Genomic DNA, 21,660 nt, shown 5'->3' with positions numbered 1-21,660 from the left:
ATCTATCATCTCCTGTCTAAATAAAAAATATCCCCGAAGATCAATGACCTTCGGGGATGCTATTTAAAATGAAAGATAGTCTCTTTTAACTTGCCGGATTCTCAGCTTTTCTGATGGTTACGGCAAGTTCTGTACCGTTCTCATCAAGATCCATAAAGATCTCATCACCACCAGCTATTTTGTTGGTAATAATCTCTTCTGCAAGCGTGTCTTCAACATATTTCTGGATGGCACGTTTCAGTGGCCTTGCTCCATACTGCTTGTCGAAGCCTTTCTCGGCAATAAAGTCTTTGGCTTTTTCTGACAGTGAAATATTGTAACCAAGGTCTTTAATTCTTGCATAAAGTTTGTCAAGCTCGATGTCGATGATAAGGTCGATATGCTCTTTTTCAAGAGGGTTAAATACGATAATATCATCTATCCTGTTAATGAACTCAGGGGCGAAAGTTTTCTTAAGTGCCGCTTCAATAACACCTTTAGTATGCTCGTCGGCTTGTGCTTTTTTGGCAGCCGTTCCGAAACCAACACCCTGTCCGAAATCTTTCAGCTGGCGTGCACCAACGTTAGATGTCATAATGATGATAGTGTTTTTAAAGTCAATTTTACGGCCTAAGCTGTCAGTAAGGTAACCGTCGTCAAGTACCTGAAGCAACATATTGAATACGTCAGGATGTGCTTTCTCAATCTCGTCAAGAAGCACCACACAGTATGGTTTTCTGCGTACTTTTTCAGTAAGCTGACCACCTTCTTCATAACCAACATATCCCGGAGGTGCACCTACAAGTCTTGAGATGGCAAATTTCTCCATATATTCACTCATGTCGATACGTACAAGGGCATCTTCAGAGTCAAAAAGCTCTTTAGCGATTACTTTAGCCAACTGTGTTTTACCAACACCTGTCTGTCCAAGGAAAATGAATGAGCCTATTGGTTTGTTAGGGTCTTTAAGACCTGCACGGTTACGTTGTATTGATTTGGCAATTTTTGCAACAGCCTCATCCTGACCGATAACCTTACCTTTAATAAGATCAGGTAATTTAGCAAGTTTGTTGCTTTCGGTTTGGGCGATACGGTTTACAGGGATGCCTGTCATCATCGATACTACATCGGCAACATTGTCTTCGGTAACAGTAACGCGATTGTTTTTAGAATCTTCTTCCCATTGCTCCTGGGCAATAGCAAGGTCTTTCTCTATACGTTTCTCGTCATCACGAAGTTTGGCTGCTTCCTCATATTTCTGTTTTTTGACAACAGAATTTTTAAGTTCTCGAACTTCTTCAAGCTGTCTTTCAAGATCAAGGATCTGTTTAGGAACATCAATGTTAGTGATGTGAACGCGTGATCCTGCCTCGTCAAGGGCATCAATAGCCTTGTCCGGAAGGAAACGCTCGCTCATATACCTGTCTGTAAGCTTAACACAGGCTTCAATAGCTTCCGGTGTATAGATTACGTTATGGTGATCTTCGTATTTGTTCTTGATGTTGTTCAGGATAGTAATAGTTTCCGGTACGCTTGTAGGGTCAACGATCACTTTCTGGAAACGACGCTCAAGGGCACCGTCTTTCTCTATATACTGTCTGTACTCGTCAAGGGTAGTGGCGCCAATACATTGGATTTCACCTCTTGCAAGAGCAGGTTTGAACATGTTGCTGGCGTCCAGTGAACCCGTAGCACCACCTGCACCTACAATAGTATGTATCTCGTCAATGAAAAGTATGATGTCGTCATTCTTTTCAAGTTCGTTCATAACCGCTTTCATACGTTCCTCAAACTGTCCGCGGTATTTTGTACCTGCTACTAAACTGGCAAGGTCAAGGGTTACAACACGTTTATTGAAAAGGATGCGCGATACTTTTTTCTGGATGATGCGTAATGCAAGACCTTCAGCAATGGCTGATTTACCCACACCCGGCTCACCGATAAGCAGCGGATTGTTTTTCTTTCTACGACTTAATATTTGTGATACACGTTCAATTTCCTTTTCACGGCCCACTACGGGGTCAAGTTTGCCCTCTTCGGCAAGTTCGGTTAAATCACGTCCAAAATTGTCAAGAACAGGTGTTTTTGACTTTTTGTTGGTTTTAGCACCGGAAGAAGGGTTGTTGAAGTTGCTTTCACGCATACTGTCATCTTGTCCTGCATCGTCATTATATGACTCTGCCTTAGGAAGGTTTTCTAGGTATTCTTCTTCGTTTGATGTCATATTGATAAATTGTTCTTTAACGGTTTCGTAATCAATTTTTAGTTTGTTAAGCAATTTTGTGGTAGGATCGTTTTCATTGCGCAAAATACATAACAATAAATGGGCTGTACTTATAGAAGTACTCTGGAAAACCTTTGCTTCAAGGAACGTAGTCCTTAAAGCACGTTCTGCCTGACGCGTTAAATGAAGGTTTTTCTTCTCATTATTGCGGTCGGCATTGGGGTTAGCCGGGCTTAATATCTCTACTTTTCTGCGTAAATGATCCAGGTCAACAGATATGTTATTTAAAATGGAAATGGCTTTTCCGTTGCCGTCTCTCAAAATCCCTAACATTAAGTGCTCTGTACCAATAAAGTCGTGCCCTAATCGTAAAGCCTCTTCTTTACTGTAGGTTATCACATCTTTGACTCTTGGTGAAAAATTATCATCCATAATGTTATTCTTTGATACTTGTAAATTTAAGTATTTATAAAAGATTTTACAAAAACTATACCTAATAAATTATACTGACATTACTGACAATGCCGGTTATGCTAATTGACGAAAAAAAAGCCGAAAATAAAAGCAAAAGCACAAATGTTTATTAACTTTTGGCTATTTTTTATGTGTTAATAAAACGTGTAAATAATTAGAATTATTGGTTTTCAGTCCTGATAAAAATACGTATATTGGCACGTTTTGTAACAATTATAATTTTTTAATATAACTACTTATGTCTGAAGGAGAAAAGTTAATTCCTATTAACATAGAAGACGAAATGAAGTCAGCCTACATTGATTATTCAATGTCGGTTATTGTGTCAAGGGCGCTTCCGGATGTTAGAGATGGCTTGAAACCCGTACACCGAAGAGTACTTTTTGGAATGTATGAATTAGGGGTACTATCAAACAGAGCACATAAAAAATCAGCGAGGATCGTAGGAGAGGTACTTGGTAAGTATCACCCGCATGGTGACTCATCAGTATATGATGCCATGGTACGTATGGCGCAGGAATGGAGTCTTCGTTATCTTTTAGTAGATGGTCAGGGTAACTTCGGATCGGTAGATGGTGACAGCCCGGCAGCGATGCGTTATACAGAGGCAAGGATGCGTAAGATCTCTGAAGAGATTATGGCCGATCTTGATAAAGAAACAGTAGATTTTCAGCTTAACTTCGACGATACTTTAGAAGAGCCAACTGTAATGCCTACAAGGGTACCTACACTTTTAGTGAATGGTGCATCGGGTATTGCCGTAGGTATGGCTACTAACATGGCACCACACAACCTTACAGAGGTTATCGACGGTACGCTTGCTTATATAGATAACAATGATATTGAAATCGATGAGCTTGTAACATATATTAAGGCGCCGGATTTCCCTACAGGAGGTACAATTTATGGTTATGAAGGTGTGCGTGAGGCATTCAAAACGGGTCGTGGCCGTATCGTCATGCGTGCAAAAACCAGCTTTGAAGAAGTAGAAGGCCGTGAGTGCATTATTGTAACTGAAATTCCTTATCAGGTAAATAAGGCAGACATGATCAAAAAGACTGCTGACCTGGTTAATGAAAAGAAAATTGATGGTATTGCCAACATCCGCGATGAGTCGGATAGAAATGGTATGCGTATCGTTTATATCCTTAAACGTGACGCTGTGCCAAATGTGGTGCTTAATACCTTATTTAAATATACACAGCTTCAGTCGTCTTTTAGTGTAAACAACATTGCGCTTGTAAACGGAAGGCCACAATTACTTAACCTGAAGGAGCTTATCCACTATTTTGTTGAGCACAGGCATGAGGTTGTTGTAAGAAGAACTCAGTATGAACTTCGTAAAGCAGAAGAGCGTGCACATATATTAGAAGGTCTTATCATTGCTTCTGATAATATTGATGAGGTAATTGCTATTATCCGTGGCTCTAAAGATGGTGAAGAAGCGCGTGGTAAATTAATGGAGCGTTTCAGCCTGTCAGAAATTCAGGCACGTGCTATCGTTGAGATGCGTCTGAGACAGCTTACCGGTCTGGAGCAGGATAAACTTCGTGCAGAATATGAAGATATCATGAAGTTGATAGCTGAATTAAAAGCTCTTTTGGAAAGCAAAGAACTGAGAATGGAGCTTATCAAAACTGAACTTATCGAAATCAGAGATAAGTATGGTGACGAAAGACGTTCCAGAATAGAATATTCTGGTGGCGATGTGAGTATTGAAGACCTTATCGCTGATGAGAATGTAGTTATCACTATTTCTCACGCTGGTTATATCAAACGTACACCGCTTAGCGAATACAAAACGCAAAACAGGGGAGGAGTAGGACAGAAAGGTGTGGCTACACGCGATCAGGATTTCCTTGAGCACCTGTTCGTGGCTACTAACCACAACTACATGTTGTTCTTTACCCAAAAAGGTAAGTGTTTCTGGATGCGCGTTTACGAAATTCCGGAAGGAAATAAAACAAGTAAAGGGCGTGCAATTCAAAATCTTATCAATATAGAGAATGATGACAAGGTAAAAGCATTTATCTGTACTCAGGATCTTAAGAACGAAGAGTATATCAACAATCATTACGTAATCATGGCTACCAAGAAAGGTATCGTTAAGAAAACCCTTCTTGAGCAATACTCACGTCCAAGACTTAATGGTATTGCTGCGATTACAATCCGTGAGGATGATGAGCTGTTAGAAGCTAAACTGACTACAGGTGAAAGCCAGGTGCTTATCGCTGTGAAGTCGGGTAAACTGGTTCGTTTTGAAGAGGGTAAAACACGTCCGATGGGCCGAAGTGCTTCCGGGGTTCGTGGTATCACGCTACAGGATGAGCAGGATGAGGTAATCGGAATGGTATCTGTAAACGACATGAACAGTGAAATACTTGTGGTGTCTGAGAACGGATACGGTAAACGTTCAAGCCTTGAAGATTACAGGATTACAAACCGTGGAGGTAAAGGTGTGAAAACGCTTAATATTACTGATAAAACAGGTAAGCTTGTGTCTATTAATAGCGTTACTGATGCCGATGATCTTATGATTATCAATAAATCAGGACTTACTATACGTATGATGGTTTCAGACCTTAGGGTTATGGGGCGTGCTACGCAGGGAGTTAGACTTATTAATATTAAAGGAAACGACTCTATTGCTGCCGTAACGAAAGTTATGCGTGAAGAAGAGGCTGAAGAAAGCCTTGAAGGAATGGTGGAAGGAGCTGAAAACGGAGTAGAGGGTTACATTGAACCTGATACTGACGGTCCGGAAGAACAAACTGAAGAATAATAAAAATAACTACTATGAAAATCCAGTATGCAATTGCTGCGTCGCTTTTACTTTCTGTAGGCGCGTTTGCTCAAAAAGATGAGCTTAAAGCTCTAAAAAAGCTAACTGATAAACAACAGCCTGCTCCTGCAGATGTTCAGGAAATGGCAAATCTTTTGTCTCAGGTTGAGCCAAAAATGAGTGCTGCCACACCTGAGCAGCAAGTTGACTATAATTATTATAAAGGAATGTATGGTGTAGCTCAGCTAATGGCTAGCAGTAATAAGTCGCAAGCTGTTTTTGAGAGTACTCTTGAAAGCTTTAATAAGGTTATAGAGCTTGAGAAAAATGGTAAGAAGAAATATACTTCTACTATACAGCAGCAAATTTTTCCCAGCATGAAAAATGTTGCGCTTAAAGGTGCTCAGGAATTAAGTAAAGCTAAAATGTTTAAGGAAGCAGCTTTGTACTATGCTGCTGCTTACAGACTTGATACTAAAGATGGTTTTAATCTTTATAATGCTGCTGCTTCATCAATTAATGCGCAGGATTATGACAGAGCTCTTGAGTATTACCTTGAACTTGAAAAAACGGGTTTTACAGGAGAGACTACTACTTATTTAGCTAAGGATAAAGCAACAGGTCAGGTACAGGCATTCCCGGATAAAAACACAAGGGATATAGCTGTTAAAACAGGACAGTATGATACACCAAGTGTTGAAAAAACTCCTTCTGTTAGAGCTGATATAGTGCGTAACATTGCTCTTATCTATGATAATAAAGGTGAATCTGAAAAAGCTAAAGAGGCATTTGTAAATGCAAGAAAAGCTAACCCGGATGATATAACGCTGATTATTTCTGAAGCTAACCTGTACTACAAGGCTAATAATATGACCAAGTACAAAGAGTTAATCTCTGAAGCAATTGCGAAGAATCCTAACGATGCAGATTTATACTTTAACCTTGGTGTAACTACTACTGATACAAGTGCGGAAGAAGCTGCTAAATATTTTACTAAAGCGCTTGAGATTAAACCTGACCACTTACAGGCTAACATGGCAATGGGATCATTGATGCTAAAAGACGATCAGAAAATCGTAAACCAGATGAATAGTCTTGGAACTAGTGCTGCTGATAACAAAAAATATGATGCGCTTAAAATGCAGCGTACAGCTTCTTTTAACAAAGCCCTTCCTTATTTTGAAAAAGCACACAAAATAGATCCTTCAAATCAGGAGGTGATTTCTATGCTTGCGTCTATTTACCAGGCATTAGAGCGTACAAACGATTATAAAGCAATGAAAGCTAAGCTTAAATCGTAGTTTTATATTGCTATAAATTAAAAATCCCGCCATTGGCGGGATTTTTTTATGCTTATAAAGAAAGGGAATTATCTCAATTGGGCTCCTGTTTCTTTTTCAAGATTCTGTCTTATCTTGTACATTATCTTGTCGATTTGCTCGTCGGTAAGCGTTTTAGAGCTATCCTGAAGTGTAAAGCTTACAGCGTATGATTTTTTACCTTCCGGAAGGTTTTGACCTTCATATACGTCAAAAAGGCTTACGTCTTTAAGTAACGATTTTTCAGTTTGTTTAGCGATGCTGTATACAGATTCAAAAGAAACTTCCTGATCGACAAGAAGAGCTAAATCTCTTCTTACTTCAGGGAATTTAGATATTTCTACATACTTGATTTTACCTGTTACCAGTTTAATGATGGCGCCCCAGTTAAAGTCGGCAAAGAAAACATCCTGTTTAATGTCAAAATGTTTCAGTATCGATTTTTTTATGGTGCCAAACTCAACGATAGTTTCCGTTCCTACTGCAATTGCTATGCCTTCAGCAAAAACGTCATTAGTTATAGGTTGTGTTTGTGTTTTGTTTATGCCCAGTCTTGTCAGTATAAGGTTAATATAACCTTTAAACATAAAGAAATCAACAGGCTTTTGAGTATAAGACCAACTTTCAGCTAAACGGCTTCCTGTTACCGTAAGGGTAAGATGTTTGTTTTCATCATAGCCTGAAGGTAGTTTGTGGTATGTTTTACCGAATTCGAATAATTTAAGATCTGCTCTCTTGCGGTTTATGTTGAATGATACAGCCTCAAGTGCACTGAAAAGCAATGATTGCCTCATGGCTGAAAGATCACTGCTCAATGGGTTAAGCATCATTACGTTAAACTCTTCCTTCAGATTTTCTGACAGCTTTACATAATCAGGTGTAGTAAGAGAGTTGGCCATCATTTCGTTAAAGCCAAGTGACACCATCTGTGCACCTATAATGTTCTGAAGTTTGTAATCTTCATTGCGCGCAGAGTTAGATATAGAAGCATTAAGTTTTTGAGTAAAAGATATGTTATTGTATCCGTATACTCTCAGGATTTCTTCAATAACGTCAATTTCACGTGTTACATCAACACGGTAAGCAGGAACTACAAGTCCTAAACCTGCGTCAGACATCGTATTGATTTTGATATCCAGTGATACCAGTATTTTTTTGATAGTTTCTTTCGAAAGCTCCTGACCTATAACACGTGTTACATTGGCAAAGTTTACAACTACCTGATTGTCTTCGATCTTTTTAGGGTAGATGTCTGTGATGTCAGAAGTTATCTCTCCACCGGCAGTTTCCTGTATAAGCAGTGCAGCTCTTTTAAGGGCATATTCTGTAATAGTAGGATCTATACCTCTTTCAAAACGAAAAGAAGCGTCTGTACTAAGGCCGTGACGTTTAGCTGTTTTTCTGATAGATACCGGGTTAAAGTAAGCACTCTCAAGGAATATTGAAGAAGTGCCTTCAGTTACGCCGGAATTCTTACCGCCAAATACACCTGCAATACACATTGGACCTGCCTCATCGCAAATCATCAGGTCTTCTTCATGCAGTGTTCTTTCTACATCATCAAGAGTAGTGAATTTTGTTCCGGCAGTAACTGTTTTAACGATAACTTTGTTACCCTTTATTTTAGCAGCATCAAATGCGTGTAATGGCTGTCCTAATTCGTGAAGTACATAGTTTGTAACGTCAACGATATTGTTTTTTGGTGTAAGGCCAATAGCTTTAAGCCTGTTTTGAAGCCAGGCAGGAGAAGGTTTTACCGTAATACCTGTAATGGTAACACCACAGTATCTTGGAGCAAGCTTATTATCTTCAACTTTAACATCCATTTTAAGGGTACGTTTGTCTACCCTGAAGTTACTTACAGACGGTGTTATGAGTTCGGTATGTACATTTTTTTGAGAAAGTCCTGCACGCAGGTCACGGGCAACACCCCAGTGGCTCATTGCATCGGCACGGTTAGGTGTAAGTCCTATCTCGAAAACTTCATCACTTTCTATGTTGAATATTTTAGAAGCAGGAGTTCCCGGCTTAAGGTCTTCATGTAGTACAAGTATACCGTCATGTCCTTCACCAAGACCAAGCTCGTCTTCGGCACATATCATACCGTGGCTTTCTTCGCCGCGTATTTTTCCTTTTTTAATCTGGAAGGCATTACCTTCTTTATCGTATAATGTAGTACCTATTGTAGCTACAGGAACTTTTTGCCCGGCAGCCACGTTTGGTGCACCGCATACTATCTGTACAGGTATGCCATCGCCCAAATCTACAGTGGTAATTCTTAATCTGTCAGCGTTAGGATGCTGAGCACAGGTAAGCACATGGCCAACCACAACACCTTCAAGTCCGCCTTTAAGCGACTCAAATTTGTCAACGCCTTCCACTTCAAGACCAAGGTCGGTAAGCAGGGCAGCCGTTTCTTCAGATTTCCAGTCTAATTTTATGAATTGTTTTAACCAGTTATAGGATATACGCATTGTAGTTTATTTTAAAAGCATGCAAAGATAATGATTGTTAGGTAAAAACCCTGACACAATTTGCGCTGAATTTAAAGCAAAATAAATTTTAATTATAATCTAAATGCTGCAATTAAGTTTGTTAATCAAACACTCATAAATTCCTTACATTTGATTTTCGAAATATTGTCTCCATGAAATACCTTATAACCGCTGTAGCACTATTGCTAAGCCTGTCTATAACCGCCCAGATTAAAAGCCCTTCCGAATTTTTGCCTAACTATGGCAAGAATGTAAGTTACTACCATCAGGTGGAAGATTATTTTGAGCACCTGACCCAGAATTCGGACATGATCCAGAAAAAGAATTATGGTCAGACGACTCAGGAACGTAATCTTAATGTATACTATATTTCATCAGCCGAAAACCTTAGGAATATCGAGAATATCAGGGTAAGTAACCTTAGTCAGATTGGGATGAGTGATGCTAAGATCAGTAACATAAATGATAAGGCTATCGTTTGGCTTAGCTTTAATGTACATGGCAATGAACCTGCTGCTACCGAAAGTGCTATGTCAGTGGCCTATCAGCTTTTGAATCCTGATAACAAAGAAACCAAAGAATGGCTGAGAAATACTCTTGTTATTTTGGACCCATGCCTTAATCCCGACGGTTTTTCGCGTTATGGTAACTGGCTTAGGGATGTTTCAGGAAAAAATACGCATCCGGGTATTTATGACAGAGAGCATATGGAACCGTGGCCGGGAGGGAGGCAAAATCACTATGATTATGACCTGAACCGTGACTGGGCGTGGCAAACGCAGATAGAAACACGCCAACGTATGGCACTTTATAACGAATGGATGCCGATGGTGCATGTTGATGTACACGAAATGGGATTCAATGAGCCTTATTTCTTTCCACCGGCAGCTGAACCGGTGCACGATTTCATTACTAAAGCACAGCGTGATTTCCATAATACCATTGGTGAGATGACCGCCAAAAAATTTGATGCAAAAGGCTGGAATTACTATACCCGTGAGCGTTTCGACCTTTTTTATCCCAGCTATGGCGACACCTACCCAAGTTTTAACGGAGCTGTAGGTATGACCTATGAGCAGGGAGGTATAGGTGCAGGACGCGCCGTGATGATGACTAACGGGAATGTTTTAACGTTACAGGACAGGATCGATCATCATATTGCCGCTGTGCTAACTGCTGTAGAGACGGCTTCATGGAAAAAGGATAAACTCGTTAAGGATTTCAGGGCATATTTTAAAGACAGTCGTGAAAACCTTAAAGGTAAATATAAAACATATGTAGTTAAGAACTCAGGTAAGACAGAACAGTTGGCAAAATTGCTGAAGCGCAATAAGATTCAGTATTCATATGCCGCTGAGTCTAAAAAGACGTCGGGTTATCATTATCAAAGCGATAAGGATAAAGATTTTACTATTGAGCCTAACGATCTTATTGTAAAGGCAGATCAGCCTAAAGCCGTGCTTACCCAGGTTTTGTTTGAGCCGTCACAACGACTTACAGACAGCCTTTCGTATGATATAACTGCCTGGGCGCTGCCGCATGCGTATGGTGTAGACAGTTACGCGCTTAAAGGCAATCTTTCCATCGATACCAAAGTCGAAATTACACGCAAAGGGAAGTTTGAATATGAAGGCGTTTATGCGTATTATGTGCCGTGGAACGGAAGGGAATCTGCTAAAGTTTTAGGTTTATTGCTAAATAGTGGGGTAAAGGTGCGTTCGTCAAGAAAGGCATCGGCATTCAGGGGAATAAAAGTAAGCCCAGGTGATTTGGTAATCCTGAAAGGGGATAATCCGCAACTTGTCGATTTCAAGAACATGATGGATGCTTTTGTAGACAAAAAGTCGGATTATGAAGTGATTGAGAGTGGATATTCACTTAACGGCGGTGATCTTGGAGGGGAGAATTATCCGCTTCTTGAGACACCGAGAGTGTTGCTGTTATCGGGTAACGGAGTGAGTGCTACCGACTTTGGGCAGGTTTGGTTTTATATGGATGAGATTATCAATTATCCGGTAAGTATTGTTGATATCCAGAATTTTGGGCGTGTAAACATGAGTGAATTCAATACGCTGGTATTGACTGATGGCTGGTATGATCTTTCGGATAACCAGAAAAGCAAAATAGACGATTTTATTATTGATGGCGGTAAGGTAATAGCCATTGCAGGTGCACTGAATATTTTTGAAGACAGGCCGGGTTACAGCCTGACCAAATTTGCTTCTGCTTCTGCAAAAGAACAGGAAACTACCGAACACGACGAAGAGATACTTAAAGCCCGTTATAATGATTATCAAAATGCAGAAAGGCGTGCATTATCTGGATCTGTTCCTGGTGCTATTGTTGAAAACGTAATAGATAAAAGCCATCCGCTTTCATTTGGTCTTGGTGATAAGTATTTCAGCTTAAAAACAAGCGATAGCCGTTATCAATTGCTTAAGAATGCATGGAATGTTGCTTATGTTCCTGCAGGATATAAAAACTTTGGTTTTATTGGCAGGAGCCTGAAAAAGAAACTTGAAAATACTGTAACATTTGCCGTAGAGCAAAAGGGCAGAGGAAGTGTAATTTATATGGTTGATAATCCCTTGTTCCGTGGTTTTTGGGAAAACGGGAATCTGTTGTTTAGCAATGCATTGTTTTTAGTAGATTAAGTTTAAAACCGGAAATTTCCCAATTCTTTCCAGATTCATATTTCACATTTGTAGTGCAAAACATAAATGTGATGATAATGAACACCCGATTTTTAGCCCTGATATTTTGTTTTCTATTTACTATAGCGGCTTTTGCCCAGCTTACTCCTCCCGGACTTGGTGAGACTAATACCGCCTTTTGGTCGGCAATCGGAGTGTCGCAAAAGCTGAATGAAAAGAATAGTTCCAAAACTTATTTTGGTGCGGGTTATATAAGCGGTACAGAGGCAGAAGATCCATTTAATGCACCTTCTATAATTGTGCTAAACCAGGAATTTTATCATAAGCTAAATTCGAAATGGCAGTATAGCTATGCATTAAGTTATCGCAGACAACATGAGTATGATGAACAATTTGATAAGCCGGAGGAAGCAGACATTAGGCAGGAATTCAGGGTATATGGCAGGTTTAGTTATACAACTTATATAGGTAGTCTAAAATGGTCGACAACGGTAAGGCAGGAGGTTCGTAAGTTCTTTTCTGATGATTTTGCTCAGGTAGAGAATAGCCTGCAACTGCGTACACGTCTTAAAACACAGTTATTTGTTCCCTTAGATCATGATTCTCATAATAGCTTTATGGGAAGTGCCGAGGCCTTGTTTGCAGTTGCCAATGACCATAATGAAGGATGGGACAGCCCTGAATATAAAGAAGTGCGTTTTTGCCTGTATTATTCCTACTCGCCCGAAAGTATGCCTGTTACTTTTGATATTGGTTATATGAACGATCTAATTGGTAACGGCCATGACACAGCTGATGCTAGTTATATTGCTATGGATATAATCATTAAAGATCCATTTTCACATTCATAGAGCTGATGTAAAATAAAAGTGCTTATTTAGGGTTTATAATTAAAAGGCATTTTTATGAGAGTATTGATTTTTTTGGTCGTGATAACTCTATTTACAGGTTGTGATAGTAGCGATTCTGATTCTGGAAACAACAATAATGAAAACCGAGATTACAAGCAGGACATGCGTGATCTGGTTATTGGTATTAGCCAAAAAGCCAAAGCAATGCATTCAGGATTTGCAATAATACCTCAAAACGGTATCGAACTGGTAACAACGACAGGAGAGGCTTCGGGCAGTCCTGCAACAGAATATCTCGACGCTATAGACGGAAACGGCCAGGAAGATTTTCTGTATGGCTACGATAATGATGATGAAACCACTCCTGCCAGTGTCACTTCGTATCTTAAAGGTTTCCTAGATATATCTAAAAATGCCGGGAATACCATTTTAGCAATTGACTACTGCTCTTCACCTTCAAAAACAACTCATTCATACGAAGCCAACAATGCTTTTGGTTATGTGTCATTTGCGGCACCGGAACGCAGCCTGAATATAATTCCTGCATCAGCGCCTGTTTATGAAAATGCTAGTGTTATTACAGCACTCTCACAGGCTAAGAATTTCCTGTATCTCATCAATCCTGAAAATTTTGCTTCTAAAACAGACTTTATCAATGCAGTGACAGCTACCAATTATGATGCTGTTATCATGGATCTATTTCTAAACGATGAAGCTTTTACCGCTTCAGAAATAAGCCAGCTGAAAAATAAAGCTAACGGTGGCAAGCGTTTGGTTATTTGCTATATGTCAATAGGGGAGGCTGAAGATTACAGGTATTACTGGCAATCATCGTGGAATGGCAATAAGCCCGACTGGATCGCTGCCGAAAACCCGGACTGGCCTGGTAACTTTAAGGTAAAATACTGGAATGACGACTGGCAGGGAATCATTTACAGGAATAACGATTCTTATCTCAATAAAATAATATTAGCAGGATTTGATGGAGTATATCTGGATATCATTGATGCTTTTGAATACTTTGAGTAATAGCGATGTCAGTTGAAATTTGGCATAAAACTGTCATATGTTCTTTAGGAGCAGGATTTTAATTTTGGTTCTGGTGTCAACTTGTCATATAGGAATGCATAATATTTTATTGGCACAAAGATTGACTATATGAAAACGTCTACTTAAATAATAAGAATCAAAAACAAAATAATAAAACGAAAAGAAGATGAGTAAAATAATCGGAATTGACTTAGGAACAACAAACTCGTGTGTTTCCGTAATGGAAGGGAACGAACCGGTAGTTATTCCTAATGCTGAAGGAAAAAGAACAACCCCGTCAGTAATTGCATTTGTTGAAGGCGGAGAGATCAAGGTTGGTGATCCTGCAAAGAGACAGGCAGTGACCAATCCCACAAAAACCATCGCTTCTATCAAACGTTTCATGGGTAATAAATTCTCTGAAAGCGCTAAAGAAGCAAGCAATGTGCCATACAGCGTAGTAAAAGGTGACAACGATACACCACGTGTAGATATCGACGGTCGTCTTTACACTCCACAAGAGTTGTCTGCAATGACACTGCAAAAAATGAAAAAAACTGCCGAAGATTATCTTGGGCAAACAGTAACCGAAGCGGTTATTACAGTTCCTGCTTACTTTAACGATGCACAACGTCAGGCTACTAAAGAGGCTGGTGAAATTGCAGGTCTTAAAGTTAGAAGGATCATCAACGAGCCTACTGCGGCTGCTCTTGCTTACGGGCTTGACAAAGCAGGTAAAGATCAAAAGATTGCTGTATATGACCTTGGTGGTGGTACATTCGATATCTCTATCCTTGAGTTAGGTGACGGTGTATTTGAAGTACTTTCTACTAATGGTGATACTCACCTTGGTGGTGATGACTTCGATCAGGTAATCATCGATTGGTTAGCAAATGAGTTCAACAGCGAAGAAGGAGTAGATTTACGTAAAGACCCAATGGCACTTCAGCGTCTTAAAGAAGCTGCTGAAAAAGCTAAAATTGAGCTTTCTGCTTCTGCACAAACTGAAATAAACCTGCCATACGTTACTGCAACGGCTTCAGGTCCTAAACACTTAGTGAAAACGCTTACAAGAGCTAAATTTGAGCAACTTGCTGACAGCCTTGTACAACGTTCTATGCAACCGGTAGCTAAAGCGCTTAAAGATGCAGGTCTTTCTACATCTGATATCGATGAGGTTATCCTTGTAGGTGGTTCTACACGTATACCACGTATCCAGGAAGAAGTTGAGAAATTCTTCGGTAAAAAGCCTTCAAAAGGTGTTAACCCGGATGAGGTTGTAGCTATCGGAGCTGCTATCCAGGGAGGTGTACTTACAGGAGACGTTAAAGACGTACTACTTCTTGACGTAACTCCACTTTCACTTGGTATCGAGACTATGGGTGGTGTAATGACGAAACTTATCGACGCTAACACTACAATCCCTACTAAAAAATCTCAGGTGTTCTCTACTGCTGCTGACAACCAGCCGTCTGTTGAGATTCACGTACTTCAGGGTGAGAGACCAATGGCTACAGATAACAAAACTATCGGTCGTTTCCACTTAGATGGTATCCCACCAGCACAAAGAGGTGTGCCTCAAATCGAGGTTACTTTCGATATCGATGCTAATGGTATCATCAAAGTATCGGCTACTGATAAAGGAACAGGTAAATCGCACGATATCCGTATCGAGGCTTCTTCAGGATTAACTCAGGAAGAAATCGACAGAATGCGTAAAGAAGCTGAAGCTAATGCAGATGCTGACAAAATCGCAAAAGAACGTGTTGAGAAACTGAACGAGGCTGACGCTATGATCTTCCAGACTGAGAAACAACTTACTGAGTTTGGTGATAAACTTTCTGATAGTAACAAACAAAACATCGAAGGTGCTCTTAACGAACTTAAGGTAGCTTACGAAAGCAAAGATGTTGATACTATCCAGCCGGCTCTTGACAAAATCAACGAAGCATGGAAAAATGCTTCTGAAGAGATGTACAAAGCTCAGGAAGGTGGTGCTGCACAAGGACAACCGGAAGCTGCACAAGCTGAAGGCGACAACGTTCAGGATGTAGACTTCGAAGAAGTGAAATAATTATTTAATACTGAGTTTTCAGTATTGAGTATTGAGAATAGAAAACGCCGCACAATGTGCGGCGTTTTTTGTTTATATCGGCATACTCTGTCATTCTGAGCGAAGTGAAACGGAGTCGAAGAATCTCAGTATTAAAAAGATGAACACTCCGCCCTTCGGACAACCCTCTGAAAAGGGGAAGTCGTTATAGATAAATTAGCAGATTTTGTGTAATTCGTGACTAACAAATCAACAAATCAGCGAATCGACGAATCAACCGTAAACCCTAATCCCTGTATATACCCTTTGTTCTGGAAATTGTTTTTATAGAGACAGTTTTTCAGGTAGCCGTTAAGTGCTTTCTGAACTTTAACCCTGTCCGGCATATTTTCTCTGATCTTTTCAAAAGAACTACGGTCACTTTCAGCATATTTGGTGATAAGTGCGTAGTCTTCCGGCTGCTCAAAATTCATGATACCTTTGGTGTTATCCATTTTTTTGTATGGCCAAAATGCCCAGTTGATTTTGTTAGCATCAAGAAGCTTGCGAAATTCCATAACCCATTCGTCGGTGTTCTCTCCGGTTTCGCCAATGTAGATAGGAACATTGTGTTTAGTACTAAAATCAAGGTATTTCTGTACCGATTCCTGATTGATGTCAAACCAATATTTATGGAATTCATATACCACGTTATCGTCCAGTATGCGCTCAAATACACCAAAGTCTCCGGCCCACATAGAACCATTCAGGTAAATGGAGTGCTTTTTGTCAACGGAACGGATATCCTTAACCATACGCTCATAAACCATAAAAAGCCTGTGGTTATAATCAGGTATCTCTTTAGCAAAATAATGCGCAAAAGGTTCGTTAATTACGTCATAGCCTAAGATGATAGGGTCGTCTTTGTAGCGTTTGGCAATCTTCATCCAGATAGCACTCATTTCGTCTTGAGCTGTTTTACTAAAATATAACCACGGATAACCATTACTATCGTCGATATTGTCGCCTGTTTGTCCGCCAGGAGCACAGTGCATATCAAGGAGAACATAAAGACCTTCAGCACGGCACCATTCGATCACACGGTCAAAGTATTCAAAGCCGGCATTCCGTTTACCCATGTACAGGTCATTGGTAAATAATTTATAATGAAACGGTAGGCGAACGTGGTTTGATCCGGTGCGTTTCAGGTATTTGATATCGTCTTGTGTGATGTAGTTGTCAAGATATTTGTCCCAGAATGCAGCCGTGCTGTCAGGGCCTATCATTTCCTGAAATAGCTGGTCAATTTGCCTTGGAGCTGCCACTTTACCGGTTTTGAACATATAGCCTTCGGGAACCAGCCAGTTGCCCAGGTTAGTACCTTTAAGGAGGATAGGTTTTCCGTTGGAATCAAGGATATCTTTTCCCTGTGTTTTTACAATTTTACCCTTTTTTTGGGCAGATGCATTTGTTCCTGCAAGGCACAAAGTAAGTACCAGCAGGAGAGAAGTGAGTTTGGTTCTCATTTAGCGTTGAATTTTGAATGTTTGTTGTTTTGGAACGCTAAAGATAACAAATAAGGGTAGAAATTTTTTTCAATACTTATTGGGAACAATATTTTAGGAACCTATATCCATATACGTGATTCGTCTTCAAGTATAATTTTGTAAAAACGTGGCATGGGTGCCTTTATATTTATAATGACACCTTTAAGTCCTACAAAACTGAATGAAATTTTATCCCTTTTGTCTATTGTTATGGTAAACTTTCCATCAAAATCAGTAATAAAACTTTGTTTATTTTTCTTCGCATGTATACTAACTCCAGGTATGGGCAAACCGATTTCATCACAAACAATACCAGTAATTGTTATGGGAAAATGTTTGATTTTTTTTTGTTGTTGTTTGTGTCTGACCTTATCAAACAAATAAAAGATTCTATTGTTTTGATATGGCTTTGTATAGTATTTTGTGTCAAATCCTTCGGCAGATATTTCAATGTAGTTGCCTGCGGCTTCAATAGAAAAGCCTCCCAGGCTGTCGGTAAATGTTTCTTTACCCGTAATCATATCTTTAATTTTTGCACCACTAATAATGGTGTTACTATAATCATTTATAACAATACCGGTTATGGTTGTGCTGTTTGATGATGATTGAGCCTGATTGTTTACTGCAAACAATATAAAAAGCAATATGAGTATAAATCTTTTCATTATCGGAATATATTACCTATTGAATGAAATACACGACCGAAGAAGGAGCGATCTTTTACATACACAACTTCGCCCAGAAGTTCAATATCATCAATGTCCATTGTGACGTTTATGATTTTACTATTCGTTACATTAATAGTTATAGGATTATATCCTATATAAGAGAAAGTAAGTCTGTCACCAAATTTTGAATAAATCGTATAGTGACCCTCCAAGTCCGTTTGAACACCCGTAGTAGTTCCTTCAATCAGAATGTTTACCCCTCCAAATGGTTTCTTATTTTCATCGAGTACAACACCTGTTATTGTTATAGTTTGAGGAGCTGCCACTTTTCCAACTTTTATATCGTCAGTTTCAGAAACATGCTGCTCAGTATTTACAGGTGTTTGTGCAGAAATGGTATGATTTCCTATCGTCAGGAAACTAACAACAGCAGCACTGGCCGCCATCCATATCGTAGATTTTTCTTTTGGTACTACCAAATCCCTGTCCAGTTGTGTTGCCCTGAACCTTCCGCATGCATTGTTGGTGTTTTTCAATACAGAAGCAATTTCCCTGTCCGATGAATTTGTGAAGTCAAATACTGTCTTTTGGCACGAAGTACAAAAACGATCGTTATCGGCAGGTGTCATGGCATCCCAATTTTCATGGCATGGGGTAGGTATCGATATTTGGATTGGCTTCTTCATAATTATCCCATTCCTCCCAATATCATTAGTAAAGGTTCAATTTTCTCAAGGGTAATGACTTCCATTTTTCCATCAAAAACAACTACCTGATTTATGTAACCTTCCTTTCTTATTCCGATTACATCACCAATATTCGCAATGATATTATAATAGCCTTTTTTATCGGTATATACATTAGTTTTCGTAGTTGTATTTACAACTTCGGCATTTTCCAAAGGTTTACCTTGTTGATCGGTAACTTTACCTTTTATCTTTTTAGGAGCAGATGTTTTTGGAACAGTTTGGTTATGATCAGGGCTTACTGTATGTGTAGTTGCTTTTTCAGATGTGGTCTGAGCTGAAACGGCATGTGTTCCCAAGCCTAAAAAGCTGATTACAGCTGCGCTTGCAGCAATCCATAGTGAACTTTTTTCCTGAGGGACTATAAGGTCACGATTCAACTGGTCAGCACGGAATCTCCCGCAGGCATTGGCATCCTTTTTATAGGCAGCGGCAATTTCCCTGTCGGATGCTTTACTAAAATCAATAACCGTCTTTTGGCAGGAAGCACAAAAACGGCCTTTATCGACAGGAATCATGGCATCCCAGTTTTCATGGCATGGCGTAGGGATGGATATCTGGATAGGTTTCTTCATATACTATAAGATGCAATAATTGATGTAAAGGTTGGAAACGTAACAAAAATATTTTTAAATATAAGAAAAATCCCCTCCTATATGAGTAGGAAGGGATTGATATATTTTACTATTATAATTCTTATATGATTTTCTTGATAACGCGCAGTTTGTGCGAATGCCTTTTAGTGTCGGTGTTGTAGATACCCAAATGGTCAAGACGGTCAATACGTACTTTACCGTGTGCGTGGATGATGTGATTGTCTTCCATAATGATACCTACGTGAATGATACGCCCTTCCTCATTATCAAAGAATGCCAGGTCGCCCGGTTCACTTTCTTCAATAAAGCTAAGGGCTTCGCCCTGAGTAGCCTGTTGAGAGGCATCACGTAATAATGAGTATCCATTCAGTTTGTATACCATCTGAGTAAAACCGGAACAATCTAAACCGAAAGGCGTTTTTCCTCCCCATAAATACGGAGCATTTAGGTACATAAATGCGGTTTGCAGCAAATGTTGTTTGCTTGTCACTCCCGATACTTTAAGCCCTTCAAACATATAGTTTTCGGTATTTATAGATGGGTGTTCAAGAAAAGTCAGCGACGCACCCATAGGTATCGATAGCAGTTGATTGTCGGGAGTAGTAAGATATTCAATCAGGTCACCGTTTAGTACTGCCGGGCTATTGCTCAGGGCTTCATAATCGGCCTGGCTTATTAGTCGGTACTGCTTATTATCAATCCAGCCGTTATAGCCGTCGTATGCAAGTTCAATGCGTGACCATTTTTCAGTCTGTTCCAGTATTTTAAAATGTTCGCCAAACAACACTTGTGTTGTTAATTCGCTTCTGTCGCTTGGTTCTAAACGTAGGGGCACAATGGCAAGGTTACATATACCGAACATCCTTCTTATTTGACTGTTTTTTAATTATTATTGATTATTGCTAATCGGGGTCTTACTTGAGTTTACAAATATAGTAGTTAATTCTGAAGCTTTTTTACAGAGTTTTGAACATTCTCTTTATAGGTGTATTTTTCTTTTGTTTCAAGACAACAGAACAATAAAAAAGGCAGCCTAAGCTGCCTTTTTATATGATAAATTAATGATTATGCTCTTTCGATTACGATAGCAGAAGCACCACCACCACCATTACATATAGCCGCAGCTCCTGTTTTAGCGTTGTTTTGCTCCAGTACATTTATAAGTGTAACAATAATTCTCGCACCTGAACATCCTAGAGGGTGACCCAATGATACAGCACCACCGTTTACGTTTACTTTATCAGCATCAAGACCAAGGATTTTTGAGTTTGCGATACCTACTACAGAGAATGCTTCGTTGAATTCGAAGAAGTCAACCTGATCTTTAGAGATACCCGCTTTGTCAAGTGCTTTAGGAAGCGCTTTGGCCGGAGCAGTAGTAAACCATTTTGGTTCCTGTTCAGCATCTGCATAACCTTTAATGTAGGCAAGAGGTTTAAGTCCAAGCTCGTTAGCTTTGTCTTCGCTCATAATAACAAGTGCAGCAGCACCGTCGTTAATTGTAGAAGCATTAGCAGCAGTAACAGTACCTTCTTTAGTGAAAGCAGCGTTAAGCGTAGGGATCCTGTCAAGTTTCACATTAGAGTACTCCTCATCTTTAGTAACCATGATAGGGTCACCTTTACGCTGAGGTACAGCTACAGGAACAATTTCGTTGTCAAATTTACCTGCGTTCCATGCATTAGCAGAACGTGTATATGATTCAATAGCGAAAGCATCCTGCTCTTCACGTGTAATTTTATATTCAGTAGCAGTAGCATCGGCGCAAACACCCATTGCAACATTGTCATAAACATCAGTAAGACCGTCTTTCTGCATTCCGTCAATCATTGTAGCAGGACCAAATTTAGCACCTGTTCTCATCTGAACATAATGAGGTATAAGGCTCATGTTTTCCATACCACCTGCAACAATTACATCTGCATCCCCAAGCTGAATTGCCTGAGCAGCCTGCATAACGGCTTTCATACCCGATGCACAAACTTTATTTACTGTAGTAGCGATAACTGAGTCTGGAAGACCTGCAAAACGTGAGGCTTGTCTTGCCGGAGCCTGTCCGACACCTGCCTGAACTACGTTACCCATTATTACTTCGTCTACGTGTTTAGGGTCTAAATTAATCTTATCAAGAGCTCCTTTAATGGCAGCAGCTCCAAGCTGAGAAGCCGTAACGGTTGATAATGCTCCCATGAAGCTACCTATTGGTGTACGTACAGCCGAAACGATTACTACTTTTTTATTCATGATGTATACTCTTTTGTTTG

General features: G+C 39.7%; 14 protein-coding genes. 6 read left to right on the top strand and 8 right to left on the bottom strand.

Annotation, left to right across the window (positions count from 1 at the left end):
• Positions 1 to 85 precede the first annotated feature (85 nt).
• Positions 86 to 2,635, bottom strand: coding sequence for an ATP-dependent Clp protease ATP-binding subunit (locus ACFSR3_RS16385; protein ID WP_379822532.1), 2,550 nt, complete (start codon positions 2,633 to 2,635; stop codon positions 86 to 88).
• 280 nt (positions 2,636 to 2,915) lie between these two features.
• Between ACFSR3_RS16385 and gyrA the strand changes: the two genes are divergently transcribed.
• Together gyrA and ACFSR3_RS16375 are read left to right on the top strand one after the other, a co-directional pair.
• The gene (gene gyrA, locus ACFSR3_RS16380) at positions 2,916 to 5,459 is read left to right on the top strand and encodes a DNA gyrase subunit A (RefSeq protein ID WP_114757204.1); all 2,544 of its coding nucleotides are present in this window, start codon (positions 2,916 to 2,918) and stop codon (positions 5,457 to 5,459) included.
• Between the two features lie 14 nt (positions 5,460 to 5,473).
• On the top strand, positions 5,474 to 6,760 hold the full coding sequence (locus tag ACFSR3_RS16375) for a tetratricopeptide repeat protein (RefSeq protein ID WP_379822529.1): 1,287 nt from the start codon (positions 5,474 to 5,476) through the stop codon (positions 6,758 to 6,760).
• Between the two features lie 68 nt (positions 6,761 to 6,828).
• On the opposite strand, the gene pheT is transcribed toward ACFSR3_RS16375, so the two are convergent.
• Positions 6,829 to 9,252, bottom strand: a complete 2,424-nt coding sequence (gene pheT, locus ACFSR3_RS16370; protein WP_379822527.1) for a phenylalanine--tRNA ligase subunit beta — start codon at positions 9,250 to 9,252, stop codon at positions 6,829 to 6,831.
• A 173-nt stretch (positions 9,253 to 9,425) separates the two neighbouring features.
• On the opposite strand from pheT, the gene ACFSR3_RS16365 reads away from it, so the two are divergent.
• The 4 genes from ACFSR3_RS16365 (at position 9,426) to dnaK (ending at position 15,881) form a co-directional block, all read left to right on the top strand.
• Positions 9,426 to 11,927 carry a M14 family metallopeptidase gene (locus tag ACFSR3_RS16365; RefSeq protein ID WP_379822525.1) on the top strand — a complete coding sequence of 834 codons (2,502 nt, stop codon included), beginning with the start codon at positions 9,426 to 9,428 and terminating at the stop codon, positions 11,925 to 11,927.
• A gap of 71 nt (positions 11,928 to 11,998) precedes the next feature.
• The gene (locus tag ACFSR3_RS16360; RefSeq protein ID WP_379822523.1) at positions 11,999 to 12,778 is read left to right on the top strand and encodes a DUF2490 domain-containing protein; all 780 of its coding nucleotides are present in this window, start codon (positions 11,999 to 12,001) and stop codon (positions 12,776 to 12,778) included.
• A 54-nt stretch (positions 12,779 to 12,832) separates the two neighbouring features.
• Positions 12,833 to 13,807 carry an endo alpha-1,4 polygalactosaminidase gene (locus ACFSR3_RS16355; RefSeq protein ID WP_379822521.1) on the top strand — a complete coding sequence of 325 codons (975 nt, stop codon included), beginning with the start codon at positions 12,833 to 12,835 and terminating at the stop codon, positions 13,805 to 13,807.
• Between the two features lie 187 nt (positions 13,808 to 13,994).
• Positions 13,995 to 15,881, top strand: coding sequence for a molecular chaperone DnaK (dnaK, locus tag ACFSR3_RS16350; RefSeq protein ID WP_379822519.1), 1,887 nt, complete (start codon positions 13,995 to 13,997; stop codon positions 15,879 to 15,881).
• A 236-nt stretch (positions 15,882 to 16,117) separates the two neighbouring features.
• Here dnaK and ACFSR3_RS16345 read toward each other — a convergent pair whose 3' ends face one another.
• From ACFSR3_RS16345 to ACFSR3_RS16320, 6 genes are all read right to left on the bottom strand, one after another.
• Positions 16,118 to 17,365: a glycoside hydrolase family 5 protein gene (locus ACFSR3_RS16345; protein ID WP_379822517.1), complete on the bottom strand. Its 1,248-nt coding sequence runs from the start codon at positions 17,363 to 17,365 to the stop codon at positions 16,118 to 16,120.
• A 101-nt stretch (positions 17,366 to 17,466) separates the two neighbouring features.
• Complete coding sequence (locus tag ACFSR3_RS16340) at positions 17,467 to 18,051, bottom strand: carboxypeptidase-like regulatory domain-containing protein (RefSeq protein WP_379822515.1); 585 nt, start codon at positions 18,049 to 18,051, stop codon at positions 17,467 to 17,469.
• On the bottom strand, positions 18,051 to 18,740 hold the full coding sequence (locus ACFSR3_RS16335) for a carboxypeptidase-like regulatory domain-containing protein (protein ID WP_379822512.1): 690 nt from the start codon (positions 18,738 to 18,740) through the stop codon (positions 18,051 to 18,053). Before ACFSR3_RS16335 ends, ACFSR3_RS16340 begins: the two co-directional genes overlap by 1 nt.
• A 2-nt stretch (positions 18,741 to 18,742) precedes the next feature.
• On the bottom strand, positions 18,743 to 19,375 hold the full coding sequence (locus tag ACFSR3_RS16330) for a carboxypeptidase-like regulatory domain-containing protein (RefSeq protein ID WP_379822511.1): 633 nt from the start codon (positions 19,373 to 19,375) through the stop codon (positions 18,743 to 18,745).
• 121 nt (positions 19,376 to 19,496) lie between these two features.
• Entirely contained in the window at positions 19,497 to 20,258 is a 762-nt protein-coding gene (locus ACFSR3_RS16325) for a C40 family peptidase (RefSeq protein ID WP_379822508.1), read from the bottom strand.
• A 203-nt stretch (positions 20,259 to 20,461) separates the two neighbouring features.
• Entirely contained in the window at positions 20,462 to 21,640 is a 1,179-nt protein-coding gene (locus ACFSR3_RS16320) for an acetyl-CoA C-acyltransferase (protein ID WP_379822506.1), read from the bottom strand.
• Positions 21,641 to 21,660: the final 20 nt, after the last annotated feature.

Origin of the sequence: Flavobacterium suzhouense, assembly GCF_042684765.1 — a bacterium.
Classification (GTDB): Bacteria; Bacteroidota; Bacteroidia; order Flavobacteriales; family Flavobacteriaceae; genus Flavobacterium; species Flavobacterium suzhouense.
Note: the sequence above shows the minus strand (reverse complement) of the source record. Positions and strands in the feature narration are given on the sequence as shown.